This is a genomic window from Phytohabitans sp. LJ34 (assembly GCF_052068095.1).
GTDB lineage: Bacteria > Actinomycetota > Actinomycetes > Mycobacteriales > Micromonosporaceae > Phytohabitans.
On sequence record NZ_JBQHDG010000003.1, the window covers coordinates 46469 to 65912 of the forward strand.

The following is a 19444-nucleotide window of genomic DNA, read 5'->3' on the forward strand; positions in this document are numbered from 1 at the left end:
TTACGAAACGTGACAGTGCCTCTACGGACGATGCGGACACTGACTGATCGGGCGAATAGCGCTTAGTGATCAAGGCGTACCTTATGTCGCACGCAAGGGAGGCTTAAGCAAAATGTGGCAAGGACGGATCGGGGTCCTGGCGCTGGTCGTCGTCGCCTTCCTCGCGGGCATCCCGATGTGCGCGGCCGGTGGTGGCGGCGGAGACAACCAACTAGAGGTCTACTCCTGGTGGACCGGGCCCGGTGAGGAAGAGGGTCTGGACGCGATGGCGCGGGAGTTCGAGGCGAAGAACGCGGGCGTCACGTTCGTCAACGCGGCCGTCTCCGGAGGCGCCGGCTCCAACGCGAAGGCGATCCTGGCCAGCCGCCTGCTCGCCAACGACCCGCCGGACTCGTACCAGCGGCACGCCGGGCTGGAGCTCGAAGACGACGTGCGGTCCGGCAAGGTGCGGGACCTGACCGCGCTGTACGACCGCGAGGGGTGGCGCGACGTGCTGCCCAAGGGCCTGCTCGACAACCTCACGATCGACGGCCGGATCTACGCGGTGCCGGTGAACATCCACCGCGCCAACCTGATGTGGTACACGCCGGCGACGCTCGACAAGCTGGGGCTGGCCGGGCCGCCGAAGACCTGGAGCGAGTTCCTCGAGCAGGCCGAGAAGATCAAGCAGGCCGGCCTCACGGCACTCGCGATCGGCCCACAGTGGACACAGAAGCACCTCTTCGAGACCGTGCTCCTCGGCGAGCTGGGCGCGGACCGGTACCAGCAGCTGTTCGGCGGCTCGCTGCGCTGGAGCACGCCGGAGGTCGGGGCGGCGCTCGCCACATACCAGAAGGTGCTCTCCTACTCCGACCTGCGCTCCGCGTCGGGTGACTGGCAGCCGCAGATCGACCGCGTTGTGCAGGGCACCGCGGTGTACGCGGTCATGGGCGACTGGGCCTCCGGCTACCTGGAAGGGCCCAAGAAGCAGCGGTGGCAGCAGGGGTACGCGGCGGTCGCCTCGCCCGGCAGCGACGGCGTCTACTCGTTCCTCTCCGACGCGTTCACGCTGCCCACCGGCGCCCGCAACCCCGAGCTGGCGGAAAAGTGGCTGATCGAGTGCGGCTCCACGGAGGGGCAAAACCTCTTCAACCCCAAGAAGGGATCGATCCCCGCGCGGATCGACGCCGACGCCAAGCTCTATCCCGGCTACCTCGGGTGGGCGCTGGGGCAGTGGCGCGACAAGCGCACCCGGATCGTCGGCTCGCTCGCCCACGGCGTGGTGGCCAACAACGCGTACAACGCCGAGATCGACTCCGCCCTCGGCCTCTTCAACCAGACCGGCGACCTGCCCAAGCTGGCGTCCACGTTGGACAGCACCTACGAGGCGACCCGATGAGCGCTCCCGAAGGCCCGCACGGCGTCGAGCTGATCGGCACGGCCCAGGCGCACCGTCCGCGCCACGCGCAGGCCGGCGTGGAGCGCGACTGGCTGCACCAGCCGCCGGCGCCGGTGAGCCGCCCCTCGCGCATGCGCCGCGTGCCGGGCTGGCTCGCCGGGCTCGGCCTCATGGCGCCGTCGCTGATCCTCGTCGGCATCTTCGTCTACGGCTTCATCGGCTGGAACGTGCGCGTCTCGTTCACCAGCTGGCAGGGGCTCACACCGGTCTACGACTTCGTCGGGCTCGACAACTACACAGCACTGTGGAACGACGCCCGCTGGCGCACCGACGCCCGCAACATCGTCGTCTTCACGACCGTGTTCGTGGTGGGCGCGCTCGCGCTCGGCTTCGTCATGGCGCTGTTGCTGGAGAAGGGCGCGCGGGGCGAGGCGTTCTACCGGGGCGTGTTCCTCTTCCCGATGGCGATCTCGTTCATCGCCACCGCGATCGTGTGGCGGTGGCTGCTCGACAACGGCAGCGGCGGCGACACCGCCGGGCTCAACAAGCTCTTCAGCGACCTCGGCCTGGGCTTCCTGCGCAGCGACTGGCACAAGTCCGACTCCTCCTGGGCGATCGCGGCGGTCGCCCTCCCCGCCGGCTGGGCGCTTTCCGGGTACGTGATGGCGCTCTTCCTCGCCGGCATGCGCGCGATACCCCACACCTTCCGCGAGTCGGCCCGGATCGACGGCGCGAGCGAGTGGCAGGTCCTCTGGTACGTGATGCGGCCGGCGCTGCGCCCGGTCACGTTCAGCGCGGTGCTCATCCTGATCCACATCTCGCTGAAGACGTTCGACCTGCTCTACGCGCTCGACCAGGGCAACCTGAAGATCGACACCCCATCGCTGTACATGTGGTTCACCACGTTCGACGGCGGCTTCTACGACCGGGGCGCCACCATCGCGACCGTGCTGCTGATCGGCGTGGTGCTGATCATCGGCCCCTACATCCGCCACTGGCTGCGAACGGAGCGGCGATGACCGTACGTGGCACCGCCGGCATCCCGGCCCCGGCCCGCACCTCGATCCCGCGCCCGGTGCACCAGCCCGCCCCCACCGAGCCCGGCGCGGCTCTTCGCTCGCGGCGCAACGCCAGCTGGCTCACCGTCCTCCGGTACGTGGGGCTGTGGCTGCTCGTCGGCTTCTTCCTCATGCCGGTGTACGTGCTGCTGGTCACCGCCTTCAAGGACCCGTCCGACGTCACGGTGACCGGCATCTTCTCGCTGCCGAGCAGCCTGTCGCTGGACAACTTCACCGACGTGTGGCCGAAGCTCTCCACCAGCTTCCGCAACAGCCTGAGCCTTTCCATCCCGGCCAGCCTGATCTCGTCGCTGCTCGGCTGCGCCAACGGCTTCGTGCTCGCCAAGGTGCGCTTCCGCTATGCCAACGTTGTCTTCCCGCTGATCCTTTTCGGTATCTTCGTGCCGTACCAGGCGATCGTCATCCCGCTCGCCCAGACCATGACCGACCTCGGCCTGCGCGGCGGCGCCGACCGCACCGGCGGCCTGGCCGGCCTCACACTCATCCACATCATCTACGGCCTGCCGATCACGACGCTGATCTTCCGCAACTACTTCGTCGGCCTACCCGACTCCCTGATGGAGTCGGCCCGCCTGGACGGCGCCGGCGTCTGGCAGACCTTCCTCGACGTGGCGGTGCCCCTGGCGCGCCCGGCGTTCGCGGTGTCCATCATCTGGCAGTTCACCGCGTCCTGGAACGACTTCATGTTCGGCGCGATGATGACCACCCGCGAGTCGTGGCCGATCACGGTCGCCCTCAACAACGTCGCGGGTGGACAGTCGATCCCGTTCGGCCAGGCGATGGCCGGCGCGCTGCTGGCCAGCATCCCGACGCTGGCGATCTACCTCCTACTCGGCCGCTTCTTCCTGCGCGGCGTCCTGGCCGGCACTCTCCGCGACGGCTGACCTCGGGCGGCCTACCGGTAGTGGGCGCCCCGTAGGGGGTGGTGTCGGGGCGAACACGGATGTTCGTACATAGACCAGCTTCGTAGGGTGCACATAGGACATGTGAGCCCAACGGAGGAGGAGATCTATGCGCATCCATCCGGGCAGGGCGGCGGTCGGGGTCGCCCTGGCCGCTGTCCTGGTCGTCGTGCCGGCCACCGGTGCCGCCGCGGGGGTGGCGCCGGCGGGTGGCGACCGGCGGTTGCTGGAGCAGGCCGCCGACGACCTGACCGGCCTGGGGGTCACCGGCGTGCAGGGCATCGCCGCCGACGGGCGCCGCACGAGCACGGCGCGCTCCGGTGTGGCCGACATCCGCACCGGCGCGCCCGTGCCCCACGACGGCTACTTTCGCATGGGGAGCAACACCAAGACGTTCGCCGCGGTGATTCTCCTCCAGCTTGTCGCCGAGCGGCGCCTGTCGCTGGAGGACAGTGTGGACCGGTGGCTGCCGGGCGTGGTCTCCGGCAACGGCAACGACGGGCGGCAGGTCACCGTGCGCCAGCTGCTCCAGCACACCAGCGGCATCTACAACTACACGAACGACCTCGCCGGGCTGAACTCGGCGGAGGAGTACCTGGAGCACAGGTTCGAGCACCTCGACCCGGAGGAGCTCGTGGCGATCGCGATGAAGCACGAGCCGGTCTTCGCACCGGGCACGAGCTGGGATTACTCCAACACCAACTACATCCTCGTCGGGATGATCATCGAGCGGCTCACCGGCAAGGCGTGGGCGTCGGTGGTGCGGGAGCGGATCACGCGGCCGCTCGGGCTGTCGCGCACGTACTCGCCGGGCGACGTGCCCACCCTGCCCAGGCCGCACGCCAAGGGTTACCAGCAGTTCGAGCCGGGCGGGCCGCTGCTCGACACCACGCTGCTCAACGTGAGCTGGGGCTGGGCCGCCGGTGACCTGGTCACGACGCCGAGCGACCTGGTGCGCTTCTGGCAGGCTCTCCAGAGCGGACGCCTGCTGGCGCCGCGCCAGATGGCCGAGATGCACCGCACCGTGCCGGCCGAGGCGTTCGAGGACGTCTGGCCGGGCGTCCGGTACGGCCTCGGCGTCATGTGGATACCCACGTCCTGCGGCGGCTACTGGAGCCACGGCGGCGACGTGCCCGGCACCAGCACGGTCGACGGCGTGACCGGCGACGGCCGCCGCGCGGTGGTGCTGGCCATCAGCACCCGGTTCGCGGGCGACGAGGAGGCTCTCGCGGTGTATCACCGGGCGGACCAGGCGGTGGCGGACATTCTTTGCTAATCACGAATAGGGGGACAGCCCGGCCGTGACGACGAGCGATTCGTCCGAACGGCCGGGCTGTGTTACCTGAACGTGACTTGCCATCGACGGTTCCCGTTGGCTTAATTCGTTTAGTCAGATGACAAATTGCGGTGGCGGCCTCGGCGGGCTGGCGCCGTGCCTTACCCCCCACGCGCATCGGTCTTCGGCGAGCCGATGCGAGATATCCCGCTGTCCTCATCCAGCGAAGGAGTTCCTTCGTGCCCGCAAATCGCCGAGCTCACCGTGCCAGACGTCCCCTCCTCCTCGCCGCCACGGCCCTCCTCGCCGCGGCATCCGCGCTGGTGGCCGGACCGGCACCGGTCCAGGCCGCCCCGATAGCGCAACAGGCCGCAGCGGCGGCCGAGCCCTTCTCGGTCCTCGTCTTCTCCAAGACGGCCGGCTTCCGCCACGACTCGATTCCCGCGGGCATCGCGGCGATCCAGCAGCTCGGCGCGGACAACGGCTTCACCGTCGACGCGACCGAGGACGCCGGCGCGTTCACCGACGCCAACCTCGACAAGTACGCGGCGGTGGTCTGGCTCTCGACCACCGGCGACGTGCTCAACGCGGACCAGCAGGCCGCGTTCGAGCGGTTCATCCGCGCCGGCGGCGGCTACGCCGGCATCCACGCCGCCTCGGACACCGAGTACCAGTGGGCCTGGTACGGCGACCTGGTCGGCGCGTACTTCGCGTCGCACCCGGCCAACCAGACCGCGACCATCAAGGTCGAGGACCCGGCGCACCCGTCGACCGCCTCGCTGCCGGCCAAGTGGTCCCGCTTCGACGAGTGGTACAACTTCCAGACCAACCCGCGGGCCGACGTGCACGTGCTGGCCAGCCTCGACGAGCGCAGCTACACGCCGGGCGCGGGCGCGATGGGCGCCGACCACCCGACCGCGTGGTGCCACGACTTCGACGGCGGCCGTTCCTGGTACACGGGCAGCGGCCACACCATCGAGTCGTACTCGGAGCCGAACTTCCTGGCGCACCTGCTCGGCGGCATCCAGACCGCGGCCGGCGCGGTCGACTCCGACTGCGCGGCCTCGCAGACCAGCAGCTTCGAGAAGGTGACGCTGGACAGCAACACCAGCAACCCGATGGAGCTGGACATCGCGCCGGACGGCCGGGTCTTCTACATCGAGCGCGACGGCCGCGTCCAGATCGTCAAGCCGGACACCCGCACCACGGTCACCGCGATCGACCTCGACGTCTTCACCGGCAACGAGGACGGCCTCATCGGCATCCGCCTCGACCCCAACTTCGCCACCAACGGCTGGGTGTACCTCTACTACGCGCCCAACGACGGCATCGCCCGCAACCGGGTGGCCCGCTTCACCGTGCAGGGCGACTCGATCGCGCTGAGCAGCCAGGTGACCATCATCGAGGTGACCACGCAGCGCAACACGTGCTGCCACGCGGGTGGCAGCATGGTGTTCGACGGCGCGGGCAACCTCTACCTGGCCACGGGTGACAACACCAACCCGTTCGAGTCGAACTCGTTCACCCCGATCGACGAGCGGCCGGGCCGGCAGGACTACGACGCCCAGCGCACCTCCGGCAACACCAACGACCTGCGCGGCAAGGTGATCCGGATCAAGCCGCAGGCAAGCGGCGGGTACACGATCCCGGCGGGCAACCTCTTCCCCGAGGGCACCGCGCAGACCCGGCCGGAGATCTACGCGATGGGCTTCCGCAACCCGTTCCGGATCGGCATCGACAAGCAGACCGACACGCTGTACGTGGCGGACTACGGCCCGGACGCCAACGCGGCCAACCCCGACCGCGGTCCCGAGGGCACGGTCGAGTGGAACGTGGTCACACCGGGCAACTACGGCTGGCCGTACTGCCACGGCGCGAACTACGCGTACAACGACTACACGTTCCCGTCCGGCCCGAGCGGCGCGAAGTTCGACTGCGCGGCGCCGGTCAACAACTCGCCCAACAACACCGGCCTGACCAACCTGCCGGCGGCCAAGGCGGCCACCGTCGACTACGACTACAGCGGCAACCCGCTCTTCCCGGAGATCGGGGGCGGCGGCGCGCCGATGGGCGGCCCGGTCTACCGGTACGACGCCGCGCTCACCTCCGACCGCAAGTGGCCGGCGTACTACGACGGCAAGGCGATGTTCGGCGAGTGGAACCAGAACAAGATGTACACGTTCCAGCTCGACGACGACGCCAAGTCCCTTGTGGACATCAACCAGATCCTGACCGGCATGACGTTCCTGCGGCCGATGGACTTCGAGTTCGGCCCGGACGGCGCGCTCTACATGATCGAGTGGGGCACCGGCTTCGGCGGCAACAACGACAACTCCGGCGTCTACCGGATCGACTACATCGCGGCCGACCGGGCCCCGATCGCGGTCGCCTCCGCCGAGCCCACGTCGGGCCAGCCGCCGCTGACCGTGCAGTTCTCCAGCGAGGGCTCGCGTGACCCGGACGGCGGCGCGCTCACCTACGCCTGGACGTTCGGCGACGGTGGCACCTCCGACCAGGCCAACCCGTCGCACCAGTACACGGCGGCCGGCAACTACACCGCCCAGCTGACCGTCACCAACCCCAAGGGCCGCACGGCCGTGGCCAACGTGCCGGTGACCGTCGGCAACACCACGCCGACCGTGACCATCGAGTTCCCGCCGCAGGGTGGGTTCTTCGACTGGGGCGACCAGATCAAGTACACGGTCAAGGTGACCGACCCCGAGGACGGCACGATCGACTGCTCGAAGGTGAACCTCCAGGTCTACCTGGGTCACGACGAGCACAACCACCCGATGCAGTCGTACACCGGCTGCGAGGGCACCGTGCAGACCGCGCTGGCGGCCTCACACGGTGCCGAGGCGAACGTGTTCACGATCCTCGAGGCCACGTACACCGACGGCGGCGGCTCCGGCGGATCCAAGCCGCTGACCGGCCGCTCGGTCGAGGTGCTCCAGCCGAAGCGCAAGCAGGCCGAGTACTTCGCGGCCACCGGCAAGGCGCCGGACGGCCTCGGCACCGGCGACCCCGGCGTGGTCCGTGAGACGACCAGTGACACGGCCGGTGGCTTCCAGAACATCGGGTTCATCGAGGACGGCGACTGGTGGTCGTTCTCGCCCACCAACCTCACCGGCATCGACACCCTGCGCTTCCGGGTCGCCTCCGGTGGCAACGGCGGCACGATCCAGGTGCGCACCGGCGCGGTCGACGGCCCGCTGCTGCTCACCGCCACCGTGCCGGCGACCGGCGGGTGGCAGATGTTCACCGACGTCTCGGTGGACCTGCCCGCGCCGCAGACCGCCAGCGGACCGCTCTACTTCGTGGCCCGCAACAACCCGGGTGACACGGGCGGCGGCGGCCTGTTCAACGTGAACTGGGTCGACTTCCTCGGCCGCGGCGTCACCGACAACGCGCCGCCGGTGGTGAGCGTCTCCGCGACACCGACGACGGGCACGCTGCCGCTCGCGGTGGCGTTCACCGGCACGGCTACCGACGCGGATGGAAACACGCCGCTGACGTACGCGTGGGACTTCGGTGACGGTGGCACCGCGAACACGCTCAACGCCACGCACACCTACAACGCGCCGGGCACGTTCACCGCCACGCTGACGGTGACCGACAGCAAGGGTGCCAAGGGGTACGCCACCGCGACCGTGAAGGTGAACGCGCCGAACACGTCCTGCTTCGGGGCACGCTCGGACGACTTCCTCGGCACCACGCTCGACAAGACGCGTTGGTCCACAGTGGTCCGGGAGAACCAGCTCTACTCCGTCCAGGGTGGATCGCTGGTCCTGCCCACCTCGGTGGGTGACCTCTACGGCGGGACCAACACCGCGGCCAACCTCGTGCTCCAGCCAGCGCCGAACGGTGCCTGGCAGGCCACCACGAAGGTGACGATCGCGGCGGCGGCCAACTACCAGCAGGCCGGTCTCCTCGTGTACGGCGACGACCAGAACTACGCCAAGGTCGACATGCTCTACAACGGCAGCCGCCGGGTCGAGTTCATCCGGGAGACGGCCGGCACGCCGCGCAACGAGGGTGCCGACAGCGCCGCCGCACCGGCCGGTTCGGACACGATCTACCTGCGGGTGACGAGTGACGGCACCAACCTGACCGCGGCGATGTCCGCCGACGGGCAGACCTTCACCCCGGTGGGCCGGGCGGCCGACCTGGCCGGCATCACCAACCCGAAGGTGGGCCTCTTCGCCCTCCAGGGCGGTGGGACCGCACCGGTGATCGACGCGACGTTCGACTGGTTCCAGATCTCGCCCGACGAGCCCGCCGGACCGGTGACCCCGTCCGACGAGTTCAACGGCACGAGCCTGGACAAGTGCCGCTGGGACGCGATCCTCCACGAGGACCCGGCCGCGTACCGGGTGCAGGGCGGGTCGCTGCACATCGACGTCCCGAATGGTGACATCTACACCACACCCAACACCGCACCGACGAACTTCATCCTCCAGGAGGCGCCGTCCGGCGACTGGACGATGGAGACGAAGGTGGACGGCAGCCTGCTGAACGAGCAGTACCAGCAGGGCGGCCTCATCGTGTACGGCGACGACGACAACTACCTGAAGTTCGACTTCGTCGTGGACAACTCGCCCGGGTCGGCGGTGTCGCGGCGGATCGAGCTTCGCAGTGAGATCGCCGCCGTGATCCAGAACCCGCAGCCCGGCCCCACCGGCCTGACGTCGGCCGTGTGGTACCTGCGGCTGGCCAAGGTGGGCAACGTCTACACCGCGTCGTACTCGGCGGACGGGCAGACCTGGACGGCGCTCGAGCCGCTGACCAACGCGGCTGTTGGCGCCACACCCAAGGTTGGCGTGTTCTCGCTCGGCGGGCCGCAGACCGCTCGCAAGACGGTCTCGTTCGACTACTTCCGGCTCAGCACCGAGCAGGAGGAAGAGGATGAGACCGCGCCGGTAACGGTGGCCACTGTGGACGGCACGGCGGTCGAGGGCTGGTACACCGGCCCCGCGACCGTCACGCTGGCCGCGACGGACAACGAGGGCGGCAGCGGGGTGGCCCGCACCGAGTACCAGCTCGACGGCGCCACGACCTGGACCGCGTACACCGAGCCGATCCTGGTCGCCGGGGACGGGACGCACGAGGTGCGCTTCCGCTCGGTCGACGAGGCCGGCAACGTGGAGGCGACCAAGTCGGTACCCGTGAAGATCGACGCGACCGCGCCGGTGACGACGGCGACGTTCGCGCCGCCGTCCGACGGCGGGTGGCACGCGGGGGCGATACCGGTGACACTCGCCTCGACCGACGCCGGTTCGGGTGTCCAGAAGATCGAGTGGTCGCTCGACGGTGGCCCGTGGACGCCGTACACGCAGCCGGTCGACGTGACCGGCAACGGCGAACACGAGCTGCTCTACCGCGCGACGGACAAGGCCGGCAACGTCGAGACGCTCAAGTCGGCGGTGCTGCGGATCGACGGCGACAAGCCGACGGTCCTGGTCTCCGGTATCGCCGACGGCCAGCTCTACGGCGACAGCCAGGACGTGCGGGTCACGTTCCAGGCGGTCGACCCGACCTCCGGCGTGCAGTCGCTGGTGGGCAAGCTGGACGGCAAGCCCTTCCAGTCCGGCACGCTCCAGGTCATGTACGACCTGACGCTCGGCCTCCACGAGCTGGTGGTGACCGCCACCGACAAGGCCGGCAACGAGACGACGGCGAACGTGCGGTTCTTCGTCACCACCTCGTTCCGGGACATGCAGAACCTGATCGACCGGTTCAAGTCGACCGGCCAGCTCTCCACCAAGGCACACCGCCAGCTGTCCAACAAGCTGGAGGCGGCCAGGGTCTCCGAGGCCACCGGCAACGACAAGCGGGCGATCCAGCAGCTCCAAGCGTTCATCGGGCTGGCGTCGGATACTACGTTGGTGACCGACCCGGACGTGCGGAGCGTGCTGGTACGCGACGCCAACGCCATGATCGTCCGCTTGGGCGGTCAGGCGTCGGCGGCCGGCAAGAAGGCCAACGGCGGCGTGTCGCTGGCCGGCACCGGCCGCCTCGACGGGGACGCGACCCGCGTGCCCGAGGGCGGCAAGCTCTAACCGATCGCGTGGGGCCGGCCACCGCACCGGCCGGCCCCACCTCTTCGGAAGGCTTCGGATGAGCAACAAGGTCAAAGCCCGCCCGGCGGCACGGGGCGTCCGGTCCGGCCCGTCGGCGGGGCGGCGCGTGGCGCCACTCCTGATCGCGTTCGCCCTCGGTGCGCTGCTGGCCGGGCCGATCGGGGCGGTCGCGGCCGGTGGTTCCTCCCCGGTGGACGACAAGGTCGCGTCCCTACAGGCCGAGGAGGCCAAGCGGGACGCGGCGCAGATCGTCGAGCTGACCGGCAAGGCGCGCGAGGTGCGGGAGGCGCTCGTGCCGGTGCTCGAAGGGATGGGCGCCGCGCTGCCGCCGTCGCGGGCGGCGACGAAGTCCGATGTGGAGCGTTGGCAGGCGGTCACCGGCAAGGCGGTGGAAGACTTCGCCAACCCGCCGTCCGGTGGCACCGGCGTCAACATCGCCCGCTCCGGCCTCGCGGCCGCGGTCCGCTCGCTGGACGCGGCGGTCGACACGTACGCGGCGGCGCTCGCCCAGCCGTCGCCCGCGCTCTTCGAGCTGGCCGGCCGCCAGCGCGAGATCGCGGTCGCCACCTGGTCCACGGCCGCCACCCAGCTCGACGTGCTCAACATCGACTCCGGCAACGGCCACGCCCACGTCTTCCTGCCGGCGGCGCCGGGGCAGGGGGCGCTGACCGCCGACGGCGCACCGGAAGGAAAGTGACATGCCCCAAAGGCTTCTGGGCAGGCTCCTGGCCGTACTCGCGGTCGTGCCCCTGCTCGCCCTGTGGCCCGCGGCGCCGGCGGCCGCGCACGGCGGCCCGCTGGTGCTCGACGTCGCCGGCGACGGCGCGACCGGTGTGACGGTCCGCGCGACGTACAAAAAGGACGGTCACCCGGTGGCGGACCAGGTGCTGCGGCTGGTGCTCAACGCCACCGGCGAGGGCGGCCGCAAGGTCGGCCCGGTGCAGCTCAACCCCGCCAACGAGGGTCAGGGCTTCTACACCAGCGGCCCGGTGCTGACGCCCGGCAGGTGGACGGTCGTGGTTGTCGCGCCGGAGCCCAACGCCGGCAAGGCGGAGGCGGCGATCGAGGCGCGGGTCGCGCAGACCGCGCCACCCCCGGCACCCGCCTCGGACACATCGGACGGCGGCGGCACGTGGCGTTGGTGGGTGGCCGGCGCGGCCCTGTTTCTGGGGACGGTGATCGCGCTCGCCGTGGTCGGTCGCCACCGCATGAAATCCCTGGCCGACCGCGCCTGACCGCGGTCGCCGCCGGCGCGCGGGTTTGGGCTTGTCCCGCGGGCCTGGCGGCCCGCGGGAGCATACGGTCCGCAGGTGACGCGGACCGGGGCAAATCTGGCTTCGAGAAATGGGTTTGGCCGGCGAGGTGACGGGCGTGCGCGCGGTGGCCAAGAGGCGCGGCGCGGAGGATCCGCGGGGTGGAGGGACGGAGTAGCATCCGCACAGCGGGCCGGCCGGGATGTGAGGCACCTGGGCGACGACCCGCCGGGAGAGGGGGCGCAGGTGGCGTCTCGCGGCGGCCGGCCACGGATCGGACAGGTCGCGGCGCTGGCCGGGGTCAGCGCGACCACCGTCTCGCACGCGCTCAACGGGCGGCGCCCGGTCTCCGAGGCGACCCGGCGGCGGGTGCTCGACGCGATCGAGGAGCTGGGTTACCGGCCCAACGTCGTCGCGCGCGGGCTGCGTGCCGGGCGGAGCCTGACCATCGGGCTGGTCATACCGGACATCACCAACCCGTTCTACCCGGTGCTCGCCCGCGGGTTGCAGGATGTGCTCGGGCCGGCCGGATACGACGAGATCGTGACCAACACCAACGGCGAGCGCGACCTCGAGCGCCATGCCCTCGACAAGATGATTTCGCGGCAGGTCGACGGCATCGCGTTCGCGGTGTTCCACACGCATGCGGACGACCTCCGTCCTGTTATCGACGCGGGCATCCCGGTCGTGCGGCTCGGCGGGCGCCAGGCGCTGCCCGGCGTCGATCTCGTGCACAGCGACGACGAGGGCAGTGCCGCGGAGGCGGCGCGCTACCTGTTGCGCGGTGGGTTCCGGCGGATCGCGTTCGTCTGCGGGCCGGCCGCCGAGGGGCCTGCGGCCGAGCGGGTGGCCGGCTACCGGGCCGCGCTCGCCGAGGCGGGCGTGGCGGTCGACCCGCGGCTGGTCGCGTACACCGAGTTCAGCCGGGCCGGTGGCGCGGAGGGCGTGGGGCGGCTGCTGGAGCTGCCCGAGCCGCCGGACGCGGTCATGTGCGCCAACGACATGATGGCGATCGGCGCGGTCGACGCCGCTCGCGAGCGCGGGCTGCGGGTGCCGGACGACCTCGCGGTGCTGGGCTTCGACGACATCGAGGCGGCCAGTCTCGTCACGCCGCAGCTCACCACGATGGCCAACCCGGCGCGGGAGATCGGCCGGGCGTGCGCGCGGCTGCTGCTGGAGCGGATCTCCGGCACCGTCACCGGTCCGTCCACCGAGGTGGTCATCCCGGCGCGGCTGGTGCGCCGGCAGTCGGCGTAGTAAGTTGCCGAGGTCTTAGCGTTTTGCGCGACGGTGGAGGTACTACCGCGTGAGTGACTACCTTCCGCCGTGGGCACCGCGCGACGGCCTGCGGATCACCGGAGTGCGCCCGATCGTCACCGCGCCGGACGTGACGCTCGTCGTCGTGCGCGTCGAGACCAACGAGCCCGGCCTGTACGGCCTGGGGTGCGCCACGTTCACCCAGCGCTTCGAGGCGGTGGCCGCGGCGGTCGAGCACCTCGCGCCGCTCGTCGTGGGCCGGCATCCGGGCGACATCGAAGACATCACGCGGATGGTGCACCTGTCCGGGTACTGGCGAAACGGTCCGGTGCTCAACAACGCGCTCTCCGGGCTCGACATGGCGCTGTGGGACATCCTCGGCAAGCGGCTCGGCGTGCCCGTCTACGAGCTGCTCGGCGGCCGGGTACGCGGCGCCGTGCCGCTCTACACGCACGCTTCCGGCGCCACGATCGACGAGACCATCGCGCAGGCGCGGTCGCTGGTCGACGCGGGCTACCGCCACATCCGGCTCCAGACCGGCGGTCCCGGCCTCGGCACGTACGGCGCACCCGGCACACCCGGCGGCTACCCACGCGCGCCCTACCCGGACGGCTGGGACGTGCAGCGATACCTGGCCGTCACGCCCGAGCTCTTCGCCCGCGCCCGCGCGGAGCTGGGTGCCGAGGTGTCGCTGCTGCACGACGTGCACAGCCGGCTCACGCCGAAGCAGGCGATCGCGCTGTGCCGCGCTCTGGAGCCCTACCGCCTGTTCTTCGTGGAGGATCCGGTGGCGCCCGAGCACTACGACCGGCTGCCCGAGGTGCGGGCCGCCTCGCCGGTGCCGATCGCGGCCGGCGAGCAGCTCGGCTCGGTCGCCGAGGCGGCCCGGCTGGTCACGAGCGGCGGGGTCGACCTGCTGCGCCTGCACGTCTCGGCCGTCGGCGGGCTGACCCCGGCCCGCAAGCTGACCGCGCTGTGCGAGCTGACCGGCACGCAGACCGCGTGGCACGGCCCGGCCGACGTGTCACCGATCGGGCAGGCGGCCAACCTCGCGCTCGACATGACCACGTCCGCGTTCGGCATCCAGGAGGGCCACGCGTACCCGGACGTGGTGCACGAGATTTTCCCGGGCACGCCGCGGGCCCGCGACGGGTACGTCGAGCCGCCGCACGCGCCGGGCTGGGGGATCGACATCGACGAGGAACAGGCGGCGAAGCACCCGCCGAAGCGGTACGGGCACGAGCGTTGGGCCACCCGCGTGCGGCGGCCCGACGGTGCGATCGAATCGCCGTGATCATGCGCGTGCGGCTGTCATAGTGTGGTGATGTCTCGTTCGTGGCAGGCGGCGGTGCTTTTCGCCGTGCTCGGCGCGGTCCACGTGGCCGGTGTGGCGGTGCACGGCGACCTGGTCGGCGACATCACCAAGCCCCTGCTGATGCCGGTGCTCGCGCTGTACGCGGTGGCCGCTCACCGCGAGCGCGGGGCACGCGTGTCCCGCCGGCTGCTGCTGTCGCTCGCACTCGCCTGGGCCGGTGACGTCACCCTCCAGTTCGGCGGCACTGTCGCGCTGATGGTCGGGATGGTCTTCTTCGCGCTGGCGTACGGCATCTACGCCGTCGAGTTCATCCGCACCGGCGCCTTCCGCCGCCGTCGCCGGTGGCTCCATCTCGCCGGGTACGGCGCCGCGGCCGCGGGCGCGCTGGTCTGGCTGTGGCCCGGCCTGAGCGAGCGGGGCGTGGCCCTGCCGATGGCCGGCTACGGCGCGCTGATGGCCCTGATGGCCGCGACGGCCACGTCGTGGGGCTGGCGCGCCGGCATCGGCGGCGGCCTGCTGCTCGCCTCCGACACGCTGATCGGCGTCGGCGTCGCCGAGACCGCCGACCTGCCCGGCCGCGGCGCGCTGGTGATGGCCACGTACCTGCTCGGCCAGGCACTCGTCGTCTCCGGCTGGACCGCCCGCGCGGCTCGGCCCGAGCCCACCACGCCGGTGTCCCGCCCCGCCGACCTGGTGCCCGCGTAACGTAGCCACGTGTTCGACGACCTGGTGGCCCGCGCGGTGGCGCTGGCCGAGGCCGCCCACGCCGGGGCCGGGGAGCTCGGATCCGGGGAGGACAGGGCGGGCCGGCAACGCGGGGAGCTCGGATCCGCGGAGCGCGGAGCGGGCCGGCCGCCTGGGCGGCTCGGCGAGCGCGTGATCCTGGGGATCGCCGGCTGTCCCGCCGCCGGCAAATCCACCCTCGCCGAGCTCCTGGTCGGCGGCCTGACCGCGGCCGGCGTGCCGGCGGCGCTGGTCCCGATGGACGGCTTCCACCTGGCCGACGTGGCGCTCGACCGCCTGGGCCGCCGCGGCCGCAAGGGCGCGATCGACACCTTCGACGGCGACGGCTACCTGGCGCTGCTCCGCCGCCTGCGCACCGACCGCCGGCGCACGGTGTGGGCGCCCGGATTCGCCCGCGACCTGGAGCAGCCGATCGCCGGCAGCATCGGCGTCGACCCGGAGGCGCGGATCGTCGTGACCGAGGGCAACTACCTGCTCGCCGACGTCGAGCCGTGGCCTTCGGTGCGCGCGGAGCTGACCGAGACGTGGTACGTCGAGCTGGACGAGCCGATCCGCCGGTCGCGCTTGGTCGCCCGGCACATCGAGTTCGGCAAGTCGCCCGAGGAGGCCGCCCGCTGGGTCTCCATAGTGGACGACCCCAACGCCAGGCTCATCGCCGCCTCCCGCTCCGCCGCCGACCTGGTGGTCGACATGTCCCTACTGGAGCTCCGCCCGGGGCGGGTTGGGCGCTGAGTCGCGGGCAGGCGTCGACCACTACCTCCGCTATCTTGACGCAGCATGACCAGCCCGGGTCGGGGCTTCGAGATCTAGAGACCTTTCGGGGTCGCCGCTCGTCGTGCGTTGCTTCGAGGCAGATTTGCCCGCGTCCGTGTCAGTGGCGGACCGTATGCTCCCGCGGGCACCGCTCCCGGCCGGCGGCTCGCAGCGCTCGCCGAAATCCCCGGCCGTCCACTGCCAGCTCCGCGAGACAAGCCCCGCCGGGGTCTTCGCGGGGCCTACCTGCGCCATCCTGACGCAGCGTCACCAGCTCATGGGTCGAGACTTCGAGATCTAGGAGGCTTAGGGTTGAAATAGCGCCCTAAGCCTCCTAGATCTCGGATCTCGCGCCGCTCACACCCGTCGTGGCGGTTACCCGCGGCGACGACAACCCCCGTTGCTTTCCCGGATCGCCGACCGGAACATACATTGTGGACAAACGTCGACCACCGCCTGGCGCGAGCTCCGTCACCCGCACCCTTTTTCCTGCCGGCCGGTTGCGCGCTGGGGTGAGCGCGACCAACGGCGGACGGGTGAGGCCGCGGGAGCAGCGGTCTGGACCACGACGGACGTCGCGGTAGCTCAAATCTCTTTCCAAATAACGGATTCAGTGGGCATAGCCACCCCGAATCTGAATCTCGAAGCTGGTCGCCGGAGCGGGGCCGCGGGGCTTGTCTCGCGGAGTCGGCAGTGGACGGCCGGGGTTTCGGCGAGCGCCGCGAGCCGCCGGCCGGGAGCGGTGCCCGCGGGAGCAAACGGTCCGCGGCTGACGCGGACGTGGGAAATCTGCCTCGAAGTGACGTCACGACGGACGGCGGCCGCGACGTCGAAAGGGTCTCTGGACGACCTGGTCGAAGATCCTCGGCCGGCGCGTGACCGCCGTGCGGCGCGGGTCAGCGGGGGAGTGGGGCCAGGCCGTCGTAGACGATGGCGAGCACGCGGGCGCGCACCTCGTCGTCGAGGGCGGCGTGCGCGGCGGCGCGCGAGGTGCCGACCAGCAGTGCGTACACCTCGGGGAGCTCGACGTCGTCGCGGACCGCGCCGGCTCGCTGGGCGCGGTCGAGCAGGGCGCCGACCGCGCGGCGCAGGCCCTGTGCGGCTTCGGACACCGACCCACGGTCGCCAGCGGCGTCCAGTAGGGCGTCGCCGATGGCGATCTTCGTGGCGGCGTCGGTCACCAGGTCGCCGAAGAAGTCGAAGAACGCGCGGCCCGGGTCGCCGGCGTCGAGCAGCGCGTCGGCCCGCTGGCGCAGGCGGGTGAACCGGCGCACGAGCACCGCCTCGAGCAGTGCCGCCTTGGTCGGGAAGTGGCGGAAGACGGTGGCGATGCCGACGCCGGCCAGCCGGGCGACCTCCTCCGTCGAGGCGGTCTCGCCGCCGGCGCCGAAGACGTCCTCGGCCACGTCGAGGATGCGGGTGCGGTTGACCTGGGCGTCGGCGCGCGGCGCCCGCCGTCGTGCCGGAACGTCCAATGCCCGCCTCCGTTGACTACCGAAGTCTGCACTCCGTATAGTCGGAGTATCGACTTCGGATAACTGTCGCGTCCACCTGCGAGGTTCTCATGACCAGCGATCTCAGTCCGCGTGAGGTGTTCCTCCGGCTCGTGCACGGTGTGTGTGAGGGGCGGTGGGCGGAGCTGCCCGATCTTTACGCCGAGCGCACCCACGTCACGCATCCCTTCCATCCGCTCGGTGCGCCGGCGCTGCGTGACCGCGAGGAGATCCGGGCGCACTTCGCCGCGGCTGGCTCCTCCGGGGTGTCGTTCGACCGCCGGCCGGCCAACATCACGATCCACGAGACGGCCGACCCGGAGGTGATCGTGGCCGAGTTCGAGTATCGGGGGGCGGTGGGCGTGCCGTGCGTGTTCGTCCTGCGCGTTCGTGACGGGGAGATCGTCGAGTCGCGCGACTACATCCACCATCTGGCGAGCGCCCGCGCCCGCGGCCAGCTCGCGCCCCTCCTCGCCACTCTCGCCTCCACACCGGCCTGACGACCATGGCGGCGGCCTGACCGGCCGTGGCGGCGGCCCGACGGCCGTGGCGGCGGCCCGACGGCCGTGGCGGCGGCCCGACGGCCGTGGCGGCGGCCCGACGGAGAGGCGGCCGTCCTGGTGGCCGCCGCGCCCACGGCGCCCGCGGTGGCCGGCCCGCCGCCGGCGCCCACCTGAACACCGCGACCCGCACCGTCGAGGCCGGCCCGGGACGGCACGCTGACCGCGTCCGTGGCGCTGGTGGAGAAGGGATGGGCGGGAGTGCCGTGGGCATGCAGCACCCCCGCACCTCGTTCAGGCGGCGAAGTTTTCCGTGTGCATCTCGACCAGCATCGCTCGGCCCTTGATGTTGGAGATCAGCTCCGGGCCGGCCACCCCGTCGACGCCGGGGAGCTGGCCGGCGCCGCCCTCCGGGCCGAGCGGCACCCCGATCATCGGCGGGTTGACCTGGTAACGGCCCAGCTCGCCGTCCCCGGTGATCAGCACCTTGAGGTTGGCGGCCAGGAAGTCGGCCTGGATGCCGGCCAGGCCCGCCATGTTGCGCTCGGCGTCGGAGATGTCGCCGACCGCGAAGACCCGCTCCTGGCCGTGTACCCGCAGCTGGTCGTCGACCCGCAGGTAGCCGGCCTCGTCGCGGGCCTCGGCGAGCGTGCCGCGCAGGTACCCGGTGGCAGGCACGACGCCGAAGCAGCGGAACCAGATGTCGGCAGCCAGCTCCTCGCCATCCTCGGTCGTCACCGAGACGGCGGCGGACGTCGCCGGCTCGGCCGGCGGCAGGGCGCGCAGCGGGCTGCCGAGCACCAGCTCCACACCGAGCTTGTCGAGTTGGCGGCGCAGCTCTTCGCGCAGCTCCTGGTCGAACGGCCCGGGCAGCACGTCCGCCGCGCGGTCCGCGACGGTCACCCGCTTGTCCGGGAACGTGCTCTTGATCTCGCCTGCCAGCTCCAGCCCGGCTGGACCGGCGCCGACGACGAGCACCCGCCCGGCGCCGCGCAGCGCCTCGTGGCTCGTCCGCATGCCGGCCCGCGCGGTGGCCGAGTCCGCGTCGCCCCACTTGGCCGGGGACGGGTAGTACGAGCCGGTGGCCAGGACCAGGTAGTCGGGTTCGAGTCGGGTGCCGGAGGCGAGGGTGACCCGGCGCCCGTCGACCTCGACGGCCCGGTCGCGCAGGAAGCGGCCGTGGCGCAGGAGCCGGTCGTACGGGAAGAAGATGCGGTCCAGCCACTCCGGCTCGACCAGCGCGCGCCAGGACGCGACGTTGTGCAGGAACGCGTCGGACGGGTCGACGAGCGTCACGTCAGCGACCTCGTCGAGGGCCTTGGCGACCTTGTAGCCGCCGTACCCGCCGCCGATGACAACCACGCTGGGGCTCATTGGGACTCCACTCGTCATCTCGGTGCTACACCGGTTGGCA

Annotated in this window: 14 protein-coding genes; 12 read left to right on the forward strand and 2 right to left on the reverse strand. The window is 71.3% G+C overall.

The window, feature by feature from the left end; genetic code table 11:
• Positions 1-112 precede the first annotated feature (112 nt).
• The 11 genes from ACTMTJ_RS05615 to ACTMTJ_RS05665 all read left to right on the forward strand — a co-directional run bounded on the left by ACTMTJ_RS05615 (position 113) and on the right by ACTMTJ_RS05665 (position 16016).
• Positions 113-1378: an ABC transporter substrate-binding protein gene (locus tag ACTMTJ_RS05615; protein ID WP_441214993.1), complete on the forward strand. Its 1266-nt coding sequence runs from the start codon at positions 113-115 to the stop codon at positions 1376-1378.
• Complete coding sequence (locus ACTMTJ_RS05620; RefSeq protein ID WP_441214994.1) at positions 1375-2397, forward strand: carbohydrate ABC transporter permease; 1023 nt, start codon at positions 1375-1377, stop codon at positions 2395-2397. The genes ACTMTJ_RS05615 and ACTMTJ_RS05620 overlap by 4 nt, the downstream gene beginning before the upstream one ends.
• Positions 2394-3341: a carbohydrate ABC transporter permease gene (locus tag ACTMTJ_RS05625; protein WP_441214995.1), complete on the forward strand. Its 948-nt coding sequence runs from the start codon at positions 2394-2396 to the stop codon at positions 3339-3341. The genes ACTMTJ_RS05620 and ACTMTJ_RS05625 overlap by 4 nt, the downstream gene beginning before the upstream one ends.
• 127 nt (positions 3342-3468) lie before the next feature.
• Positions 3469-4635: a serine hydrolase domain-containing protein gene (locus ACTMTJ_RS05630; RefSeq protein WP_441214996.1), complete on the forward strand. Its 1167-nt coding sequence runs from the start codon at positions 3469-3471 to the stop codon at positions 4633-4635.
• 239 nt (positions 4636-4874) lie between these two features.
• On the forward strand, positions 4875-10694 hold the full coding sequence (locus ACTMTJ_RS05635) for a ThuA domain-containing protein (protein WP_441214997.1): 5820 nt from the start codon (positions 4875-4877) through the stop codon (positions 10692-10694).
• Positions 10695-10752: 58 nt separating this feature from the next.
• Positions 10753-11412, forward strand: a complete 660-nt coding sequence (locus ACTMTJ_RS05640; RefSeq protein ID WP_441214998.1) for a hypothetical protein — start codon at positions 10753-10755, stop codon at positions 11410-11412.
• A 1-nt stretch (position 11413) separates the two neighbouring features.
• The gene (locus tag ACTMTJ_RS05645) at positions 11414-11950 is read left to right on the forward strand and encodes a hypothetical protein (protein WP_441214999.1); all 537 of its coding nucleotides are present in this window, start codon (positions 11414-11416) and stop codon (positions 11948-11950) included.
• Positions 11951-12214: 264 nt separating this feature from the next.
• Positions 12215-13225 carry a LacI family DNA-binding transcriptional regulator gene (locus ACTMTJ_RS05650; RefSeq protein ID WP_441215000.1) on the forward strand — a complete coding sequence of 337 codons (1011 nt, stop codon included), beginning with the start codon at positions 12215-12217 and terminating at the stop codon, positions 13223-13225.
• A gap of 49 nt (positions 13226-13274) precedes the next feature.
• Positions 13275-14519, forward strand: a complete 1245-nt coding sequence (locus ACTMTJ_RS05655; protein WP_441215001.1) for an enolase C-terminal domain-like protein — start codon at positions 13275-13277, stop codon at positions 14517-14519.
• Positions 14520-14549: 30 nt separating this feature from the next.
• Positions 14550-15245 (forward strand): lysoplasmalogenase family protein, encoded by a 696-nt coding sequence (locus ACTMTJ_RS05660; protein ID WP_441215002.1) that lies wholly within the window; start codon positions 14550-14552, stop codon positions 15243-15245.
• Between the two features lie 9 nt (positions 15246-15254).
• On the forward strand, positions 15255-16016 hold the full coding sequence (locus tag ACTMTJ_RS05665; protein WP_441215003.1) for a nucleoside/nucleotide kinase family protein: 762 nt from the start codon (positions 15255-15257) through the stop codon (positions 16014-16016).
• Positions 16017-16933: 917 nt separating this feature from the next.
• Here the strand turns inward: ACTMTJ_RS05665 and ACTMTJ_RS05670 are convergent.
• Positions 16934-17512 carry a TetR/AcrR family transcriptional regulator gene (locus ACTMTJ_RS05670; protein ID WP_441215004.1) on the reverse strand — a complete coding sequence of 193 codons (579 nt, stop codon included), beginning with the start codon at positions 17510-17512 and terminating at the stop codon, positions 16934-16936.
• A gap of 89 nt (positions 17513-17601) precedes the next feature.
• On the opposite strand from ACTMTJ_RS05670, the gene ACTMTJ_RS05675 reads away from it, so the two are divergent.
• A complete protein-coding gene (locus ACTMTJ_RS05675; protein WP_441215005.1) occupies positions 17602-18030 on the forward strand; it encodes a nuclear transport factor 2 family protein in 429 nt (142 codons plus the stop codon).
• A 294-nt stretch (positions 18031-18324) separates the two neighbouring features.
• Here ACTMTJ_RS05675 and ACTMTJ_RS05680 read toward each other — a convergent pair whose 3' ends face one another.
• Positions 18325-19404: an NAD(P)/FAD-dependent oxidoreductase gene (locus tag ACTMTJ_RS05680; protein ID WP_441215007.1), complete on the reverse strand. Its 1080-nt coding sequence runs from the start codon at positions 19402-19404 to the stop codon at positions 18325-18327.
• Positions 19405-19444: the final 40 nt, after the last annotated feature.